This window comes from Saprospira grandis DSM 2844 (assembly GCF_000275825.1).
GTDB classification, from domain to species: domain Bacteria; phylum Bacteroidota; class Bacteroidia; order Chitinophagales; family Saprospiraceae; genus Saprospira; species Saprospira grandis_A.
The window spans coordinates 363826-380397 of sequence record NZ_JH719942.1 but is presented as its reverse complement, the minus strand read 5'-3'; the positions used below and the strand labels follow the sequence as shown (position 1 = coordinate 380397).

The 16572-nt window shown below is 48.3% G+C and carries 15 protein-coding genes; 7 read left to right on the top strand and 8 right to left on the bottom strand.

The genetic code is table 11. The features are described 5' to 3' along the window. The first annotated feature begins 808 nt into the window (after positions 1 to 808). From SAPGRDRAFT_RS01940 to SAPGRDRAFT_RS01930, 3 genes are all read left to right on the top strand, one after another. The gene (locus tag SAPGRDRAFT_RS01940) at positions 809 to 3544 is read left to right on the top strand and encodes an N-6 DNA methylase (protein WP_002656750.1); all 2736 of its coding nucleotides are present in this window, start codon (positions 809 to 811) and stop codon (positions 3542 to 3544) included. 4 nt (positions 3545 to 3548) lie between these two features. Continuing rightward, positions 3549 to 4493 carry a hypothetical protein gene (locus tag SAPGRDRAFT_RS01935; RefSeq protein ID WP_002656748.1) on the top strand — a complete coding sequence of 315 codons (945 nt, stop codon included), beginning with the start codon at positions 3549 to 3551 and terminating at the stop codon, positions 4491 to 4493. Between the two features lie 267 nt (positions 4494 to 4760). Next, positions 4761 to 5183 (top strand): RNA-binding S4 domain-containing protein, encoded by a 423-nt coding sequence (locus SAPGRDRAFT_RS01930; protein ID WP_002656746.1) that lies wholly within the window; start codon positions 4761 to 4763, stop codon positions 5181 to 5183. Positions 5184 to 5409: 226 nt separating this feature from the next. Here the strand turns inward: SAPGRDRAFT_RS01930 and SAPGRDRAFT_RS01925 are convergent, their stop codons facing one another. Both SAPGRDRAFT_RS01925 and SAPGRDRAFT_RS01920 read right to left on the bottom strand, forming a co-directional pair. Then, positions 5410 to 6051 carry a carboxypeptidase-like regulatory domain-containing protein gene (locus SAPGRDRAFT_RS01925; RefSeq protein WP_002656743.1) on the bottom strand — a complete coding sequence of 214 codons (642 nt, stop codon included), beginning with the start codon at positions 6049 to 6051 and terminating at the stop codon, positions 5410 to 5412. Between the two features lie 85 nt (positions 6052 to 6136). Then, positions 6137 to 6511 carry a YraN family protein gene (locus SAPGRDRAFT_RS01920; protein ID WP_002656741.1) on the bottom strand — a complete coding sequence of 125 codons (375 nt, stop codon included), beginning with the start codon at positions 6509 to 6511 and terminating at the stop codon, positions 6137 to 6139. Between the two features lie 113 nt (positions 6512 to 6624). Between SAPGRDRAFT_RS01920 and SAPGRDRAFT_RS01915 the strand changes: the two genes are divergently transcribed. From SAPGRDRAFT_RS01915 to SAPGRDRAFT_RS01900, 4 genes are read left to right on the top strand one after another with little or no spacing between them, the layout of a single operon-like run. Continuing rightward, positions 6625 to 7617, top strand: coding sequence for a bifunctional phosphoglucose/phosphomannose isomerase (locus SAPGRDRAFT_RS01915; RefSeq protein ID WP_002656739.1), 993 nt, complete (start codon positions 6625 to 6627; stop codon positions 7615 to 7617). Between the two features lie 20 nt (positions 7618 to 7637). Then, entirely contained in the window at positions 7638 to 8375 is a 738-nt protein-coding gene (gene lipB / locus SAPGRDRAFT_RS01910; protein WP_301280504.1) for a lipoyl(octanoyl) transferase LipB, read from the top strand. Next, complete coding sequence (locus SAPGRDRAFT_RS01905; RefSeq protein ID WP_002656735.1) at positions 8365 to 8757, top strand: hypothetical protein; 393 nt, start codon at positions 8365 to 8367, stop codon at positions 8755 to 8757. Before lipB ends, SAPGRDRAFT_RS01905 begins: the two co-directional genes overlap by 11 nt. A 6-nt stretch (positions 8758 to 8763) precedes the next feature. Next, positions 8764 to 9801 carry an RluA family pseudouridine synthase gene (locus SAPGRDRAFT_RS01900; protein WP_002656733.1) on the top strand — a complete coding sequence of 346 codons (1038 nt, stop codon included), beginning with the start codon at positions 8764 to 8766 and terminating at the stop codon, positions 9799 to 9801. A gap of 198 nt (positions 9802 to 9999) precedes the next feature. On the opposite strand, the gene SAPGRDRAFT_RS01895 is transcribed toward SAPGRDRAFT_RS01900, so the two are convergent. The 6 genes from SAPGRDRAFT_RS01895 to ppk1 form a co-directional block, all read right to left on the bottom strand. Next, positions 10000 to 10707, bottom strand: coding sequence for a methyltransferase domain-containing protein (locus SAPGRDRAFT_RS01895; RefSeq protein ID WP_002656731.1), 708 nt, complete (start codon positions 10705 to 10707; stop codon positions 10000 to 10002). Next, complete coding sequence (locus SAPGRDRAFT_RS01890; RefSeq protein ID WP_002656729.1) at positions 10694 to 11848, bottom strand: NAD(P)/FAD-dependent oxidoreductase; 1155 nt, start codon at positions 11846 to 11848, stop codon at positions 10694 to 10696. Before SAPGRDRAFT_RS01890 ends, SAPGRDRAFT_RS01895 begins: the two co-directional genes overlap by 14 nt. Then, positions 11849 to 12694 (bottom strand): protoglobin domain-containing protein, encoded by an 846-nt coding sequence (locus SAPGRDRAFT_RS01885; protein WP_002656727.1) that lies wholly within the window; start codon positions 12692 to 12694, stop codon positions 11849 to 11851. It lies immediately after the preceding gene. A gap of 99 nt (positions 12695 to 12793) precedes the next feature. Continuing rightward, positions 12794 to 13159, bottom strand: a complete 366-nt coding sequence (locus SAPGRDRAFT_RS01880; protein ID WP_002656725.1) for a CoA-binding protein — start codon at positions 13157 to 13159, stop codon at positions 12794 to 12796. A gap of 299 nt (positions 13160 to 13458) precedes the next feature. After that, positions 13459 to 14487 (bottom strand): uroporphyrinogen decarboxylase, encoded by a 1029-nt coding sequence (gene hemE, locus SAPGRDRAFT_RS01870; RefSeq protein WP_002656723.1) that lies wholly within the window; start codon positions 14485 to 14487, stop codon positions 13459 to 13461. Beyond that, positions 14474 to 16561: a polyphosphate kinase 1 gene (gene ppk1 / locus SAPGRDRAFT_RS01865; protein ID WP_002656721.1), complete on the bottom strand. Its 2088-nt coding sequence runs from the start codon at positions 16559 to 16561 to the stop codon at positions 14474 to 14476. The genes hemE and ppk1 overlap by 14 nt, the downstream gene beginning before the upstream one ends. Positions 16562 to 16572: the final 11 nt, after the last annotated feature.

Below are 16572 nucleotides of genomic sequence, written 5' to 3'. Positions count from 1 at the left end.
GACTATTGGCCAAATCCTAACAATCTAAAGGCCCAAATTTTATTCTAATACACAAAATCCTGAACCGTCCCCTGAATTTAGGGAGTAGCCGCTTAGCTGGAGCTAAGAAAAAGCTAGGTCGAGCTAACCAAACCCTAGGTTGAGCTAGTGGCGCCTTAGGTCGAGCTAGGAAAGTATTAGCTGGAGCTAAGAAAAAGCTAGGTCGAGCTAGCCAAACCCTAGGTTGAGCTAGTGGCGCCTTAGGTCGAGCTAGGAAAGTATTAGCTGGAGCTAAGAAAAAGCTAGGTCAAGCTAACCAAACCCTAGGTTGAGCTAGTGGCGCCTTAGGTCGAGCTAGGAAAGTATTAGCTGGAGCTAAGAAAAAGCTAGGTCAAGCTAGCCAAACCCTAGGTTGAGCTAGTGGCGCCTTAGGTCGAGCTAACAAAAAGCTAGCTCATTAGCTCTTAGCAATAAGTTCACTAAGCCAGTACTTTAACTTATTAGTAACAGTTGGGTCCTTAGGCGGTTTAGCAGGCGGCGCCGCCGCCGCAGGCCACAACAAGCCCTTTAGGGCGCAGTTCGACGACCAAAGGGAGTAACCGATGCGGCGGGGTGGCCGTCAGGCCAGACCAAGGAGCCGAAGGCGACGCAGGGCCGAGCAGACCTGCGAGCCCCAACAACAAGGACTTTAGTCCGCAGTTCGACGACCAAAGGGAGTAACCGTAGCGCCCGCAGCTTGCTGCGGGAGGCCCCAAAACAACAAGCAGATAGATGTTAATAAAAAACCCTATATTTAGAGACACACTATAACAGACAAGCCAAAATACCTATGGAATCTATCAACTTTGATCAAATACAGATCTCTTCGGGCTGGACGCCCAGCAGCAAGGAGGAGCTAGAGAACCAATTGGACAACCTATTTAGTAGTAGTTTGGATGCTCTTCGAGGGACCTGGGACCTGAGCAACTCGGCCAATGTGTTGCTGAGCCTAATCTTTTATAAGCGCCTGATTTGTCTACAAGAAGAAGGCGAATTGGCCTTCATTAAGATTTCTGAAAAACAACGGCAGATCCTACACAATTTTAGGCAGCAGTTGGCCCAAAACGAACAGCAGGCCTTTGGCGATTTGCGAGATGCCCTGGTGGCAATTTCTAGGGCCAACCCCTCTTTAGAAAATATTTTTGCCCCCCTAATGGTGGCCCTACAAGATAAGGCCGATGCCCAACATCTGGCCCGAGTATTTGGCCTATTGGAACAGGTCGATTTTTCGCTCAAGCAGTTTTCTATTGCGCAGTTTGGGGCCTTTTTTAATAAGAGCCTGAGCCGAGCAGCCCAAAGAAGGGGCAAGGCGGGCGGTAGCGCTACCAGTCCGCTTTTTCTCAATAAACTCATGGCCCTTTTGCTATCGCCCAAATCGGGAGAGTCGGTCTATGAACCCACGGCGGGACAGGCAGGGAGCCTAGTGGCCCTTTTGCAAGAAGCAGCCGCCCTAAACATATTGGCCCAAGAAGTAGATCAAATTACCTGGGCCTTTTGCAAAATGAATTTGCTCATGAATGGAGCCTATGAGGCCGTTGTGGAGCAAAATAATAGCCTGCTTCATCCGCCCCAACCCCCTCAGCAATTTGATCTGGCCTTGGCCAACTTCCCCTTTGGAGAAGAAATCGATCTGCGAGCCGTCAAGCACCGATCTTATGTCAAACTGCCCCTAGATGTGGGCCAAGAAGAAACCGATTGCAACAGCCTTTTTGTACAATTGATGCTGGAGCAACTCAATGAGAATGGGCGGATGATTGCCGTTTTGCCCATGCGGGCCCTCTTTAAAGAGCGACAAGAGCGCCGTTTGCGAGAGTACTTGCTTCGCCGCGATGTGGTGGATGCCGTAATTACCCTACCAGCGGGCCTGCTCTATGCCAGCCAAGCCCCCATTTGCCTGCTCTATTTGCATAAAAAGAAACCCGCCAAACGCAAGGGGAAAGTTCTTTTTATCAATGCTTCTCAACTGCAACCCACCTCCAAGAGTCGGGTGCGCCATCGTTTGGAGAGCCAGCAAATTGCAGCCATCGTTTCGGCTTATCATAGCTGTGGCGAGAAGGTGCCGCAAGAGCTAGCGGGCTATGTGGTTTGCAAAACGGTAGAGCAACTGCTCGAGCAGCGGGCCAACCTCAATGCCAAGCGTTATGCGGCCCCCTTTATTCAGGAACTAGAGGCCCTGGCCGATCAAAATGCCTTGGTCAAACTGCAGGAAGTGATGGCGGGAGAATTGCCAGCGCTTTGGGTGCATAAAAAAGAGCAGCAGTTTCATGATTACCCCTTTGTGAGTAGTCGAGATTTGGCCCTGCAGTTTGCCGATTATCAGTTGGCCCTAGCCAAGCTTTGCCCCTTTGAGGAACAAGAAGAGGAGGAAGGGCGTATCTTGCAACATTCGGCCTTTTTGGTCAATCGCAAAGGCAGGCGCTTGCGGGCCAGCTATTTTGAGTATAGCGGCCAAGCCATTATTGTGAGCAAATCGGTGCTGGTTTTTGATTTGCAGCAAAAGAAAATCAACAAAGAATACTTTTTGGTCCAATTGCATCAAAAACTGTTTTTGGCCCAGTTCAATATGTTCAGAACCGATCATGAAGCTTTGCAGATATCAGAGCGGGAATTTGGCCAACTGCAAATGCCTTTGCTCAGCCTAGAGGAGCAAATCAAATTGGTCCAAGAAACCAAATGGTCTTTGCTCAAAGAAGAAGAGCATAAGGTGGAAACCCTGCGCAGCCGCCTCAATCTGGATAAGCAAACGGCCCAAAACCGACAAATGCGCATTATTTCTTCTTTGCAGCATGAACTAGGCAATCGCTTACCCGCCATACTGACGGAGCTCAAAAATATTAAGGACTTTCTGGGCGATAAAGTGGAAGAGCAAACGCCCCTGAGCTGGAGCGATTCTATTTATCCCCTTTTTGAGGGCGAAGAAGCCGAAGAAGAGGACCAATTGGGCAAGGTGGTGCGCAAAATTGAGCAACAACTCATTTATACCATTAACAGCATTGATGCGGCCAGCAATATCATCTCCGCAGATAAGGAGCGCATGCAATTAGAACAGCTTTTATTGCGCGACTTTCTAGAAGATTGGGCCCAGCTTTATGCCCAAGAAAAACAGTTCTCTATCCAAATTGAGGTGGAAGATGATGAAAGAGGCCGAGAATTACCCATTGCCACCCTCATCGACCGAGCACAACTGGCCACGGCCCTGAGCAATTTTGTAGAAAATGCCCGCCGCCATGGATTTTCTAAGGATAAAAAACATCTGATCCGCTTTTCCGTTTCTTTGCTAGAAGAACAAGAAGAAGTATTGATAGAATATAAAAATGATGGAAAAGCTTTCCCAAATTCTTTTACCTTTGAGGATTTTGTATCCTATGGCAATTATGCCGGCGATACTGGACATTCGGGTATCGGAGGCTACCTCATTCACCAAATTATTGAAAACCACGAGGGTAGCCTACATTATAAGGAGCAAATAGATAAACGCGACCCCTTTAAGGTGCAATTTGATATTATTTTGCCCTACAGAAAATAAGAATATGAGCAAAAAACGCCGCCGACCAATACAGGTTTTAATGATTGATGATGATCAACAATTTGCTAGCCCCTTTATTAAACGGGCCCGCAAGTATCAGGTCCTCATTACCAACAAAACAAACTTGCAAGAGGGCCTACACGAACTACAAAATAACAGTAAATACCAGGCTGTTATTCTAGATGGCAAGGCGCCTATTTATCCACAACAAGCCAAAGGTACAGAGGCCGAAAACTTTGTGCACGAGGCCATTATGCGCCTTAGAGAGATGGAGCTGCGCCAAGAACGCCCCCTGCCTTTTTGTGTGCATACGGCCTGGAGGGTGCAGCTAGAACCTAGCTTGCGCCAACGGGCTGCCCTCTTCGACAAAAAGAAAACAGCCGTAGATGAAGACGAAATGCAAGCCCTTTTTGAGTTTCTGCATCAGGAGGTGGGCCAACTAGAAAATAGCAAAATCAAACAGCAGTATCCCGAGGTCTTTGACTTTGCCGACCGCTATCTGGACCAAGAAGATGTTTCGCTCTTGCTCAGCATCTTAGCCGATAAATCGATGGCCAAAAGAGAGCAAATGCTAGAGCGCCTCGCCTTTGTCCGCCGCCTAGAAGAGTCTATTCTCAACGTCTTTTGCCGAGAGGCCCTCAAGGTCGATCCGCTGCTATATGGAATGGACGGACAAAGCCGAACCAAAGACCTGATCGAGCTCATTAAGGTCCGAAAACTGGCCCCGATGCACGTCTCTTTTCTGACCTATATCATTTATGCCACCCTCAGCAGTATTGTGCAGCATAAAGCACCAGAATCTAGCGAGTATTACAATTATCCAATCACGCCCTATACCGTCAAAACCTTTATCAATGGGCTTTTAGACATTATTCTCTGGGTAAAGGATAGTATAGAAAATGGCTTGAGAGAAGGCAGTATTATGCACGATTTTCAACCCCCTCGATAAGGATTTGGGGCCTCCGCTGCGGGCGCTATGTTGCGGGGCTCGCAGGTCTGCTCGGCCCTTCAGGCTTCACTGCGTTTCGCCTTCGGTCTGGCCTTCGGCCACCCCTTCACAGCGCTAGGCCGCTCCACAGTTTTTTTTGCTTTTGGCGCTTTTCTTCGGCGGTTGAATTTAGTAGGGGGCTGAGCTAGGGCCAGAAAAATTTGGACAAATGGAACCATCTTTTTAGTTTCCCTTGTTGGAGCTCCTGAAAAAAAGTAAAATTAAATCATGGATAAGGTAAGAGTAGATAAGTGGTTATGGTCGGTCCGTATTTTTAAAAGCCGAACCATGGCGAGTAATGCCTGCAAAAAGGGGCATGTACGTATAGATGGGCAAATTTTAAAGCCCTCTTCTTTTGTAAAAAGAGGGGATTTGTTGGAGGTCCGAAAAAACAACTTCAATATGCGCTTTAAGGTGGTTGAGTTGATTGAAAAGCGGGTATCGGCCAAATTAGCGGAGCCTTGCTATAAGGATCAGACGCCAGAAGAGGAACTCAATAAATTTAAGGCTTGGTTTATGAATGGCCGAGCAACAGAATTTAGAGAAAAAGGCGCTGGTCGCCCCACCAAAAGAGATCGCCGCCAAATTGATGGCTTTAAAGAAGGCGATAGCATGCTAGAGCAATTGAACTGGGAGGAGGAAGAAGATTAAGCGCTTCTTAGGACCAAAAAGCCCGATCTACAAAAGTAGATCGGGCTTTTTTATCTTGGCCCAAGGGCGGAGTTTGGGCTGTGGGGCGGTCCCCACAGCATTGGCCTAGGGATGGTAACTAGTGGCCGTAGGCCAGACCCAGGCAGCTTTGCTGCCGCAGGGCCGAGCGAACAGCGAGCTAGTGCACAGCCCGGCCGCCGCAGGCGGCAGGCCCCAAAAAAACAAACTACTTATCCTTCTTCTTAAACTGCTTGAAAAATTGGGCCCAAGCTAGTGGATTGAGGACGGGCATGGCCTGCTGTTGTCCCTGATAAGAATAGCTGCTAGCCTGTTGGCGGAGGTAAAGCGAGGCATTTTCTCGGCCATCCATATCCATTTCTTCTTGCATGGCAAGTAGTTGTCGGCGGCTGAGCTTGCCCTCGGCCAGAGCCTGAAGATTTTGGGCTTGGGTGGGTTGCATGGCCAAAAACTCTGCTCTAAAGTTGTTGCGATCGGGCCAGGGGAAAACCAAAACCTCGGCCATATTGATATCCTCGGTTTCTAGTTGGACCACAATAGAGCGGTAGAGGCCCTCAAAATCTTCGGGGATCATAATTTCTTGGGTCGCAAAGCCCACCGCGGAAAACTGCATCGTTTCGCCCTTTTTGACCACAATAGAAAACATGCCGTCCATATTGGCATAGGTACCGCGCAGGCCATTTTCTACGGCCACGGTAGCAAAGGGAATCGGGGCCACCTTTCCGTTGGGGCCGGGCGTAATCACAATGCCCGTCACCTCAACAATATCATTGACCGAAAGCGGCTGGGCTTGGCTAATTTGGGGCAGGGCAAAAAGAAGAAGGGGAAGAAAAGAGAGCAAGAATTTCATGCGTTTTATATTTAGTAAGTCTTAATAATTGAATTGGAGAAGCTGCTTAAAGGTCCTCTGCCAAAGCAACGCTAATTTGCACTTTTTAGTTGGTGTTTCCATCCCAGATAGGGAAAAAAGCGTCTTCAAAATGTTTGATGGCTTCATGGGCCGAAAGCTGAATGGCAATGACATCAAAACGGATTTCCTCCTCATAGTTTTCGGCATGCATATAGGCTGCGGCCGCTTCAAAAAGAAGCTGTTGCTTTTTTTGCGTAACGGCTAATTCGGGGGGGCCAAAAGCGGCGTTTTTTCGGGTTTTGACCTCTACAAAAACAAGGATGTTTTCCTTAAAAACAACAAGGTCTATTTCGGCCCGCCCATAGCGCCAGTTTTTTGCTTTAAGCTGATAGCCTTGCTTTAAAAGGTATTCTAGGGCCATCTTTTCGCCCAAGATGCCTATTTTGTGATGTTTTGCCATAATTTTTTTATCTTTCGCAGCTTTGACAAGCTGCACCGCAATACAGCTAGTATACTAAAACGTATGATATATACATAGCTCGAAAGGGTTATTAACAAAATCTTGAACTGATCATGATGAACGAACTAATTAAAAACTTTGGCGCCCAGTTGACGGAGGCCATTGAAATCGGCGAAAATATAACATTAACTGCGGCTGAGCAGGAATTGCGCAATATTGTGGTTGTGGGAATGGGCGGCTCTGGTATTGGGGCCAACTTTGCCAAGGAATTCACGGCAGAGGAGCGTCCTTTGCCCATGGAAGTGGTTAAGGGCTATGATTTGCCCAACTATGTCAACCCGCATAGCTTGGTCATTTGTTCTTCTTTTTCGGGCAATACCGAAGAGACCCTAATGGGCCTAGAGGCAGCCATTGAAAAAGGGGCCAAGATTGTTTGCGTCAGCTCTGGCGGTAAAATGAAAGCCTTGGCCGAAGAGCATGGATTAGATTTCGTTCAATTGCCACATGCCGGTAGCCCTCCCCGCGCTTGTTTGGGGCTTTCTTTGGTGCAGCAGCTATTTATCCTAAAGTTCTTTGGTTGTGCCAAGGCCGAGCGTATCGAGCAGCTCAAGCAAAGTATTCTTTTGCTAGAAAAAGAGCAGGCCGACATCATGGAAAAGGCCAAGAAGATGGCGCAGTTCATGAGCGGCAAGTTTCCCGTTCTCTATACGAATGATCGTATGGGAGCTATTATTTTGCGCCTGCGTCAGCAGCTCAATGAAAATGCAAAAATCCTTTGCGGCCATCATCTAATTCCCGAGATGAATCATAATGAATTGGTGGGCTGGCGTAAACAAGAGGGCGATTTTGCTGTCTTGATTTTCAGAAGCAAGTTTGAGCATGAGCGCAATCAAGCCCGCATCAAAATCAATAAGGAAATCATTAACCACTATACACAAACCTTAATCGAGATCAAACTTAAGGGCGATAGCTTGATTGAAGAGGCTATGTATGCTGTACATTTGGGCGACTGGATCTCTTGGGAGCTTTCTGTGTTGCGCCAAGTAGATGCCACCGAAGTAAAAGTGATTGATTTCCTAAAAGGAGAATTGGCGGGACAAGCCTAAACAGCAAGCTGGTCCAAAAAATAAGTAAGATGAGTAAACAAGTAAAAGTAGAAGAATTAGGCCGCATCAATTATGAGGAGGCCTGGGCCTATCAAACCAAACTTTTCAATGCCTGTATCGATCGTAAAAAGCGACAAAGAGCAGGGGAGGAGCTAGAGCAGTTTGGCCATTTTCTATTTTGTGAACACCCCCATGTCTATACCCTAGGCCGAAATGGCAAAGAGGCCCATTTACTACTCGATGAGGCGGGCTTGCAAGCCCATGAGGCCAGTTTTGTAAAAATTAACCGGGGGGGAGATATTACTTATCATGGCTTGGGCCAAATTGTGGGCTACCCTATTTTGGACCTCGATTGCTTTTTTACCGATATTGGCCGATATATCCGCAGTATCGAAGAAATGGTGATCCGAACACTCCAAGATTATGGCATTACCGCAGGCCGCATCAAAGGCGAGTCTGGCGTCTGGCTAGATGAAGATGGCCCCAATGCCCGCAAAATCTGCGCAATTGGGGTGCACCTGAGCCGCTGGGTGACCATGCACGGCTTTGCCTTTAATATCAATACCGATATGAGCTACTTCGGCCATATTATTCCCTGCGGCATCCAAGATAAGGGCGTGACCTCCCTAGCCCAAGAATTGGGACGGCCCCTAGCAGAAGAGGAGGTCAAAAGTTTGCTTTCTCGGCATTTTGCAGATATCTTTGCAGCCGAATTAGATTTTAGCCTAGCGCCAAATTTACTACAACATGAAAAATGATATTCCCATTAAAAAAGTAGAAGGGGTGGGCCTCGCTATTGTCCCCGCTGCCGACGGCTTTTGGGATGTCTACCTACTCAACCTCAAAAAAGAACCCATCAAGCAGTTGATCGTCTCGGCTAGAGGCTATGGCCGCCTAAATGATAAGGAGGTGGAAACCGCCAATATCCGATACTATTTTGAGGAGGTACCCCCCAGCTCATTCCAAAAAATTGAACCCCTGCACAAAGATCTTGTGCAAATGGCCAATGAATATTGGATCAGCTTTCTATGGAAAGATTATATGTACGACCGAAAGTACGTCTTTGTGGCCGGTAGTATTCAGGCCGCTTACTTTACACATATTCCCATTCTTAACGAATTGGGCGTTTTAATCAAGTGAAAATTTATGGACCCTAAAGAGGAAAAGGAATTCGAGGATGAACCCTTGTTCGATTGGTATGAGTATAAAGCCGATCCCGGACAGGAACCCATGCGATTAGATAAGTTTCTAATGCAACGCATGGAGCGCATGACCCGCTCTAAAGTGCAGCGCGGTATCGATGCCGGCTATGTAACGGTAAATGAGAAGGAAGCTAAAAGCAACCAAAAGATTAAGCCACATGACTTAATTAAGGTGCGCTGGCGCCGCGCCCGCCCCAAAGGCGAGGTGATCGCCCAAGATATTCCCTTAGATATTCGCTATGAAGATGAGGAGGTCCTCATGGTCTACAAACCCGCTGGCATGGTGGTCCACCCCGGCGTGGGCAATTATACCGGCACCCTCGTCAATGCCCTCGCTTGGCACTTTAAAGATTTGCCCCAAGGCAATGGTAGCTACCCCGGCCTAGTGCACCGTATCGATAAATTTACTACGGGAGTTCTGGTGGTGGCCAAAACCGAAGAGGCGATCCAACATCTCTCTAAGCAGTTTTTTGATCACACCATTAAACGGAAATATCGCGCCCTCGTCTGGGGAGATGTAGAGGCCGAAGAGGGAACGATCACGGGCCATATTGGCCGCGATCCCAAAAACCGAAAACGCTTCTGTGTCTATGAAGATGAGGAATATGGCAAACATGCCGTGACGCACTATAAGGTCCTCAAACGCTTTGGCTACGTAACTTTGGTCGAATGCCAACTGGAAACAGGACGGACCCACCAAATCCGGGTGCACATGAAGCATATTGGCCACCCGCTCTTCAATGATGAGCTCTATAATGGCAACCGCATCGTCAAAGGAACAATCTTCAGTAAGTACCGACAGTTTGTCGAGAATTGCTTCAAAATTCTTCCCCACCAAGCCCTACACGCCTTCTCTCTGGGCTTTGAACATCCCAAAACAGGAGAGGAAATCTATCTGGAAGCCCCGCTGCCCGATTATTTCCAACAAGCCCTAGATAAATGGGAAAAATATACCGAGGGCCGCTTTAAGATTTATGACTAGATCTTTTTTCCCTCAATAATCGCAGTAGAATCTTAGTGTTCTGCTGCGATTTTTTTTTGGGGCCTCCTGCCTGCGGCAGGCGCTACGCTGCGGGGCTCGCAGGTCTGCTCGGCCCTTCAGGCTTCACTTCGTTTCGCCTTCGGTCTGGCCTTCGGCCACCCCTCCACATCGCTAGGCCAAATGCAAGTCCTCCGCTTCCTATTTCCACCAAAGTATTTTATGCCGAAAGGCCCAAGCCCAAGCCAAACGATAGTGCCGATAGCCCAAACGCTCTAGCCGCTCCCGCCACTCTCGGCCCAAAAAGGACTTTTGAATGGAAAGCAGTCCATCATAACGGACCATCGGACTAGCCCCCAACAGTTTTGTCACTAAACGAAAGAGAAAATGGGCCAATTTCGAGCGCTCTAAATCATTGACAATGCCGCCCCATTGGGCCTGCCCCTTTAGCTGTAGGAGCAGCCGCTCCAAGGCTTCTTCCTCAAAATGATGCAGAAAAAGGGCGCAATGGGCCACATCAAACTCTAAGGCCGCAAATTCTTCCCCAAATACATCGAGCTGAACATAACGGATTTCTGGAAAATCACTGGACCATAAACGGGCTTGCTCCAAACAATAGGCATTGGCATCTATCCCCAGCAATTCTAAACGATAGCCCTTTTTTCGGCCCCAAAGGGCAAAGGCGCGCAGGGCATCGCCGCCCCCACAACCCAAATCTACTAAGCGCAAGGGCTTTTCTTTGGGCCAATTCTGCAGCAGTTGGGCCAAGGCCGCCTGACTAATGGCCAGCCCCCCCAATAGTTTATTCACCCAGGCAATTTGCTCCAAAGTGGCCCTGAGCTCTGGCCCCTCCATTTCCAAATCATCCATGATTTCTTCTTTCTCCGACCGCTGTTTAAAGTAGAGCATCCCAAGGCGTTAATGGACGGCCATGCGTCCAGCGAATAATTGTTTTTTGCATAAAGGGTAGGCCCGCAAATAGCTGTACGCCCAAATTGGACCAAAAGGGGTGGCCAAAGAAATGCTGTAACTTCCGCCCCGCCTGCAACCTCAAGCTATAGTTTTTCTGCCAAGCCGCCGCATACTGGGCCAAAAATTCAGCTTGACTCAGTTGGCCCTCCAAATACTGGGGCACTAAGGCTTGCATAATGGAAGCCGAACCTATGGCCATGGCCATCCCATTGCCCGAAAGCGGATAGATCAGGCCCGCAGCATCGCCCAACATGGGCAGCCCTTGCTCTACCAAAGGCTTGGGCCTAAAATAAATATTGCTAATGCTCAAGGGCCGAGAAAAAATGGGCCTAAACTCCCGAAACGCTTGCTCCAAATAAGGATTCTGCCCCAAAATAGTACGCTCCAACTCTTTGATGCTGCCCGCCCGCTTGAGCTGCCGCTGAGCCACCAAATAACAAAGGTTGATTCGACCATCTTCTACTCTAGATAAGCCGCAATAGCCTCCCTCAAAGTTGTGTAGGGCCACCAAATCTTCCGGGAAATCGCCTTCATAATGGCATTTGACGGCCATAAAGCCCGCCCGCTCTTGCATGAACTCCCGCTCAAGCTGCCGATCAACTAAAGAGCGTTTGCCCTGTGCGCCCAAGACCATTGCGCCTCGGTATTGCTGCCCTTGCTGGCTGTGGAGCAACCAGTTTTTTGGTCCAATTTCTTTTAGCTGATTGACTTTTTGCCCCAGCGCAAATTCTACCCCCGCCCCCAAGGCCAATTCATAAAGCTTTTGGTCCATCCGATGACGAGATAACCCAAAGCCTCCTAAAGGCAAAGTAGTTTGGACCTGTTTCCCCTTTAAGGAGCTTAGGGCAAAACGCCGAATATCAACGGCTCCATGAGCAAAAGGATCAAAGCCCAAGCTGTTGAGGTAGGGGAGCACCTCTTTAGAGATGTATTCCCCACAAACTTTGTGAAAAGGATACTCCTTTTGCTCAATGAGTAGGACCTTTAGTCCTCTTTTGGCCAAAGGAAGGGCAGAGCAAAGACCCGCTAGGCCCCCACCAATAATAATACAATCATAAATAGGCAAAGAGATATTCATTTATAAACGGACGGCTGTTTGTTTGAACCCTAAGCGAATGGCTTCTTTGAGGGAGGCCGTGGTTTGTAAATCTTGGGTTGAAAAACCCAGCTCTACAATCGTAACGGCATTCTGTGGGGAAACACCAGAGACAATACACTGGCAACCCATCAAATTGGCGGCTTTGGAAATGCGAATGAGTTGCTGGCTAACGCCCTCGTCAATGACGAGCACCCCACTAATGTCCAAGATAAACACTTTTGATTGTTTATTGCCAATAGCTTGTAAGATGGCAGATAGTAGGTTTTGGGCCCGCTCATGGCTCATCTCTCCCACCAAGGGCACAAAGAGAATATCATCCCAAAGCTGAGCAATAGGTGCATAGAGGGCCTCATTGCGATCTTGTAAACTCTTTTGGGTCAGGCTGCTATAGGTATCGGCCACAATGGCAATATCCATGCGGTGCTGCTTGTTAAAAGAGATGATTTTTTTAACATCATTGACGCCAAGGCGGAGAAAGAGCTCCTCAAAAAGGCTATCTAGTTTGGCCACTCCAGAATAGTAGGCATGCAAGGGCAGGCCTTCAAAAGCATGACGTTGGCCAATCTTTTTGCGGCTATCAATATAGGCCTGATCAATATGGGCAGAAAAAAACTGCCCCCAATGGGCCTCTACGAGTTTGCGGTTAGAGCGAACTAGATTAGGGTCTCTAAATCGCTCGCCTAGCCCTCCTACAGAAGGCAGCCAGGCATAAAACTCATCAAATATCCAGGCGGCATCGCCTTTGATGTCCTGCCAAAGGGCACGGACGTTTCTACAGTCTTCTGCTGTAATGTAAAATTGTTGCAGATACTTTTCTGCTGACATAGGGAATATAACTTGTGGTTAGTGAATATTTAGGCTTGTTCTTCACTAATTTTCCCTTTGGGTTTGCTTTGTTTTTTAAGTTTCTAAATGCTATTTGTTTTAGTATTCTCCCATGCTAATCAGGACCAAAGTGCAGGCCATCATGATTTCGGTCTGGGGAAGTGCGGCCTGCAAACGCTGTTGGAACTGGGGGTTTTCTGTTCCAGGGTTAAAGATGATGCGTCTGGGCGCCAGGGCAACAATAGGGGCAAAGTATTCTTCTTGTAGACTGGGCCGAAGATAGAGGGTGATGCTATCTATTTGAGCCTCAGTAGGAAATTTGGTTAATATGTCGAGAGATCCAGCGGTTTTTCCGGCCCGATAGCCTAGGGGATAAACGGTTTCTCCTATGGCTAAGAGGCGGCGGGCGGCTTCATAGGCATAGCGCTGAGGCTTGCTAGAAGCACCAAGAATCAAGGTACTCATTCTATTCTTTTTTAGTGATAACTGTTTCAAACAAAAAAGGAGTAAAAAGTTTAGCATTTTAGAACTCTAATTCCTGTTTTTTGGTCCATCTTGCGGAGGACAGGCGGCGAAGCCGCCGCAGGCTGAGGGGCTGTAGCAGGGCCGCCGAAGGCGGCAGACCAAGGCGGCAAAGCCGCCGCAGGGCCGAGCAGACCTGCGAGCTGCGCAATGGCCCGACCCGCCCGCAGGGCGGGGCAGCCCCAAAAAAAAGAAGTTGTAAGCCTACAACTTCTTCTTCGCTTCCATAAAGGCAAAATGGCCTAATAGCGGAAATTTTTCACGGTATCGACAAAAACCTTAACATTGTCTAGGGGCGTATCGGGATAAACGCCATGGCCAAGATTGGCAATATGATGCGGACCAAAATCCTTGAGCATCTGAATGGCTTGGGCCTCAATGGTTTTGGGGTCGGCATAAAGGGCGCAGGGGTCCAAAAGCCCTTGCAAAACCTGATGCTGGCCTAGCTCTTGACGCAATTGCTTGGGGTTTTGGGTCCAGGTACAGCCCAAGACCGAAGCCGAAGTGGCCGCCATCTGAGTCATAGAATGCCAGGCGCCTTTGGCAAAAATCGTCACGGGAACGCTGTTGCTCAAGCCCTCTGCGATGCGCGCCATATAGGGCAAAGAAAAGGCGCGGAAATCGGCTGGGCGAAGCACGCTGGCCCAAGAATCAAAGAGTTGGATGAGATCGGCTCCAGCGGCTACCTTTTTCTTGAGGTAGGCCAAAGTCGTGTCCGTAATCTTTTGCAAAAGCAGATGGGCTAGCTCTGGCTCTTGGTACATTAGCTTTTTGGCCTTAGAGAAGGTCTTGCTGCCTTGACCTTCAATCATGTAGCAGAAAATGGTAAAGGGCGCCCCGGCAAAACCGATCAAGGGGACCCGACCATCGAGCTCTTTCTTAGTGATTTTTAGGGCCTCGTATACATATTGTAGCTCCTCGGCGGCGGCATCGCCAACCAATAGCTGCTCGATGTCTTTGGCCGTTTCGATGGTTTTAGGAAAGCGAGGTCCTTTCTTCTCGACCATCTCGTAAGGAAGGCCCATCGCCTCGGGGATGACCAAAATATCGGAGAAAATAATGGCGGCATCTACCCCTAGTTCGTCTACGGGTTGGATAGTGACCTCTGCGGCCAATTCGGGCCGTTCGACCAATTCCTTAAAGCCAGAAAGACTATTGCGGATGGCGCGATATTGAGGCAAAATGCGTCCAGCTTGACGCATCAGCCAAACGGGCGGACGTTCTGTGGCTTCGCCTTTGGCCACTCGGAGAAACAAATCATTTTTTAGCATGCTGAGAAGCTTCTAGTTGTTTTTTATAATAGGCATAGACCTCTAACTGCGAGCGAAAGGGCCTTTGACCTTCATCAATTTTGTAATGGTTGGACAGCTTGGGGTCCAAGATTCGGGCTTTGACATTGTCTTTGAGCTGCAAATTTAGAAAATCTTTAATTTCTTCCTGTAAGCTCTTGTCATAAATCGGAAAAGCACACTCAATTCGGTAATATAAATTGCGCGTCATCCAGTCGGCAGAAGATAAATAAATCTTGTCATCTCCCGCATTATGAAAGTGATAGATCCGAGAGTGCTCCAAAAAGCGATCAACGATAGAGATGGCCCGAATGTTTTTGGAATAGCCCTCGATGCCCGTCTGCAAACCGAAAATCCCCCGAACAATGAGGTCGATCTTTACCCCCGCCTCGCTGGCCTCATAGAGTCGGCGAATCATGCGATGGTCTTGCAGACTATTTAGCTTTACGGTAATTCGGGCTTCTTGGCCTGCCTGGGCCAGCTCTATTTCTCGGTCAATCATGGCATAGATATTCTTCCGCATCCGAAATTGCCCTACCAATAGGTGTTTGAAGGGCTTTTTGGGCAGCTCGCCATGTTCTAAATAGCGGAGGACTTTATCCACCTCTTTGGTGAGTCGTTTATCTTTGGTAAAAAAACCATAGTCTTCATAGAGGCGGGCGGTGCCCTCATGAAAATTGCCCGTACTGAGGTAGCAGTAGTCTTGTAGCTTGCCTTTTTCTTCTCTAGAAATAGATAGGATTTTGGAGTGCACCTTGAGTTCGGGCAGACTATATTTTACGATAGCGCCCCATTTCTCTAGTTTTTCGGCCCAATCCAAATTGGCTTCTTCATCAAAGCGGGCTTTGACTTCTACAAAGACCATCACCTCTTTTCCTTCTGCAATGGCCGAGCGCAAAGCCGCAATGATTTGCGAATCCTTGGCCACCCGATACTGCAAAATCCGAATGCGTTTGACATCGGGATCATAGGCGGCCTGCTCCAATAACTTGATGACGTAATTGTAGCGCTGATAGGGGTAATGCACCAAATGGTCCCCTTCACTAATGCAATCAAAAAGGACCTGCGCCTTAGATAGCGTAGGATGTTTTAGCGGGGGCAAGGGATCATCTTGCAGGTGCTGTAGCCCAAAGTTGGGAAACTGAAAAAGGTCAAAGTTGTTGTGATAACGGCCCTCGGGTTGGCGGTCGGTACTCTTCACGCTAAAGGCTTGCATCAGAAAGCGCAATAAATTGGCGGGCATATTTCGGTCATAGACAAAGCGGGTGCTGGCCCCAATATTTCGCTTGTTCAGCCCCTTGCGGATCTTCTCAATCAGATCGCCCGAATATTCATCTTCGAGGTACATTTCGGCATCTCGGGTCATCTTGAAAGAGTAGCTGTTTTCTATACTATAGCCTGGAAAAATCCGAGGGAGGGCATAGCGCACAATATCATCCAACATAATAATCAGGCGCTCGTTTTCTTGCTCGGAGGGCAAGACCAAAAAGCGAGGAAAACGATGAGAGGGGATGCGCACCACGGCATAACGAGGGGTCCGCCCTTTGGTCCCCAATTCTACCCCCAAATAAAGCGCATTATTGATCAGAAAGGTCCGAATCTTATGCTTGACAATCAGCATGGGTTGCAGATAGGGAATCAGCTTTTCTTCAATGTATTTATCCAGAAAATCGGTCTGGGTTTTCTTCAAATCAGCCTCCTTGACCAAATGAATATTGATGGCGGCCAAAAGGGGCAAGATGTGTTTCTGATAAATTTCGGTAAACTCTAGTTGCTGTTGCCGCACGGTTTCATTGATGCCGTCCAAAACTTCTTCTGGCGGAAACTCAATGGCCTTTTTGGTCCGCTTGCCCAAACGAATGAGGCTCTTGATCGAGGCCACCCGCACCCTAAAAAACTCATCCAAATTAGAGGAGTAAATCGCTAAGAACTTAATGCGTTCAAAAAGAGGAACCGAAGGGTCTTTGGCCTCTTGTAACACCCGATAATTAAAGGCCAACCAGCTCAAATCGCGGTTGCTGTACGGAAAGTTTTCATCTGTTCTGATCGTTGCCATAACCCAAGTTA

What these genes read in the sequence shown, in the direction of transcription:
- SAPGRDRAFT_RS01895 (WP_002656731.1), bottom strand. Translation starts at nt 10,707, where the DNA reads ATGCTCTACTTTAAACAGCGGTCGGAGAAAGAAGAAATCATGGATGAT.
- SAPGRDRAFT_RS01940 (WP_002656750.1), top strand. Translation starts at nt 809, where the DNA reads ATGGAATCTATCAACTTTGATCAAATACAGATCTCTTCGGGCTGGACG.
- SAPGRDRAFT_RS01925 (WP_002656743.1), bottom strand. Translation starts at nt 6,051, where the DNA reads ATGAAATTCTTGCTCTCTTTTCTTCCCCTTCTTCTTTTTGCCCTGCCC.
- SAPGRDRAFT_RS01930 (WP_002656746.1), top strand. Translation starts at nt 4,761, where the DNA reads ATGGATAAGGTAAGAGTAGATAAGTGGTTATGGTCGGTCCGTATTTTT.
- SAPGRDRAFT_RS01905 (WP_002656735.1), top strand. Translation starts at nt 8,365, where the DNA reads ATGAAAAATGATATTCCCATTAAAAAAGTAGAAGGGGTGGGCCTCGCT.
- SAPGRDRAFT_RS01880 (WP_002656725.1), bottom strand. Translation starts at nt 13,159, where the DNA reads ATGAGTACCTTGATTCTTGGTGCTTCTAGCAAGCCTCAGCGCTATGCC.
- SAPGRDRAFT_RS01900 (WP_002656733.1), top strand. Translation starts at nt 8,764, where the DNA reads ATGGACCCTAAAGAGGAAAAGGAATTCGAGGATGAACCCTTGTTCGAT.
- ppk1 (WP_002656721.1), bottom strand. Translation starts at nt 16,561, where the DNA reads ATGGCAACGATCAGAACAGATGAAAACTTTCCGTACAGCAACCGCGAT.
- SAPGRDRAFT_RS01920 (WP_002656741.1), bottom strand. Translation starts at nt 6,511, where the DNA reads ATGGCAAAACATCACAAAATAGGCATCTTGGGCGAAAAGATGGCCCTA.
- SAPGRDRAFT_RS01935 (WP_002656748.1), top strand. Translation starts at nt 3,549, where the DNA reads ATGAGCAAAAAACGCCGCCGACCAATACAGGTTTTAATGATTGATGAT.
- SAPGRDRAFT_RS01890 (WP_002656729.1), bottom strand. Translation starts at nt 11,848, where the DNA reads ATGAATATCTCTTTGCCTATTTATGATTGTATTATTATTGGTGGGGGC.
- SAPGRDRAFT_RS01885 (WP_002656727.1), bottom strand. Translation starts at nt 12,694, where the DNA reads ATGTCAGCAGAAAAGTATCTGCAACAATTTTACATTACAGCAGAAGAC.
- SAPGRDRAFT_RS01915 (WP_002656739.1), top strand. Translation starts at nt 6,625, where the DNA reads ATGATGAACGAACTAATTAAAAACTTTGGCGCCCAGTTGACGGAGGCC.
- hemE (WP_002656723.1), bottom strand. Translation starts at nt 14,487, where the DNA reads ATGCTAAAAAATGATTTGTTTCTCCGAGTGGCCAAAGGCGAAGCCACA.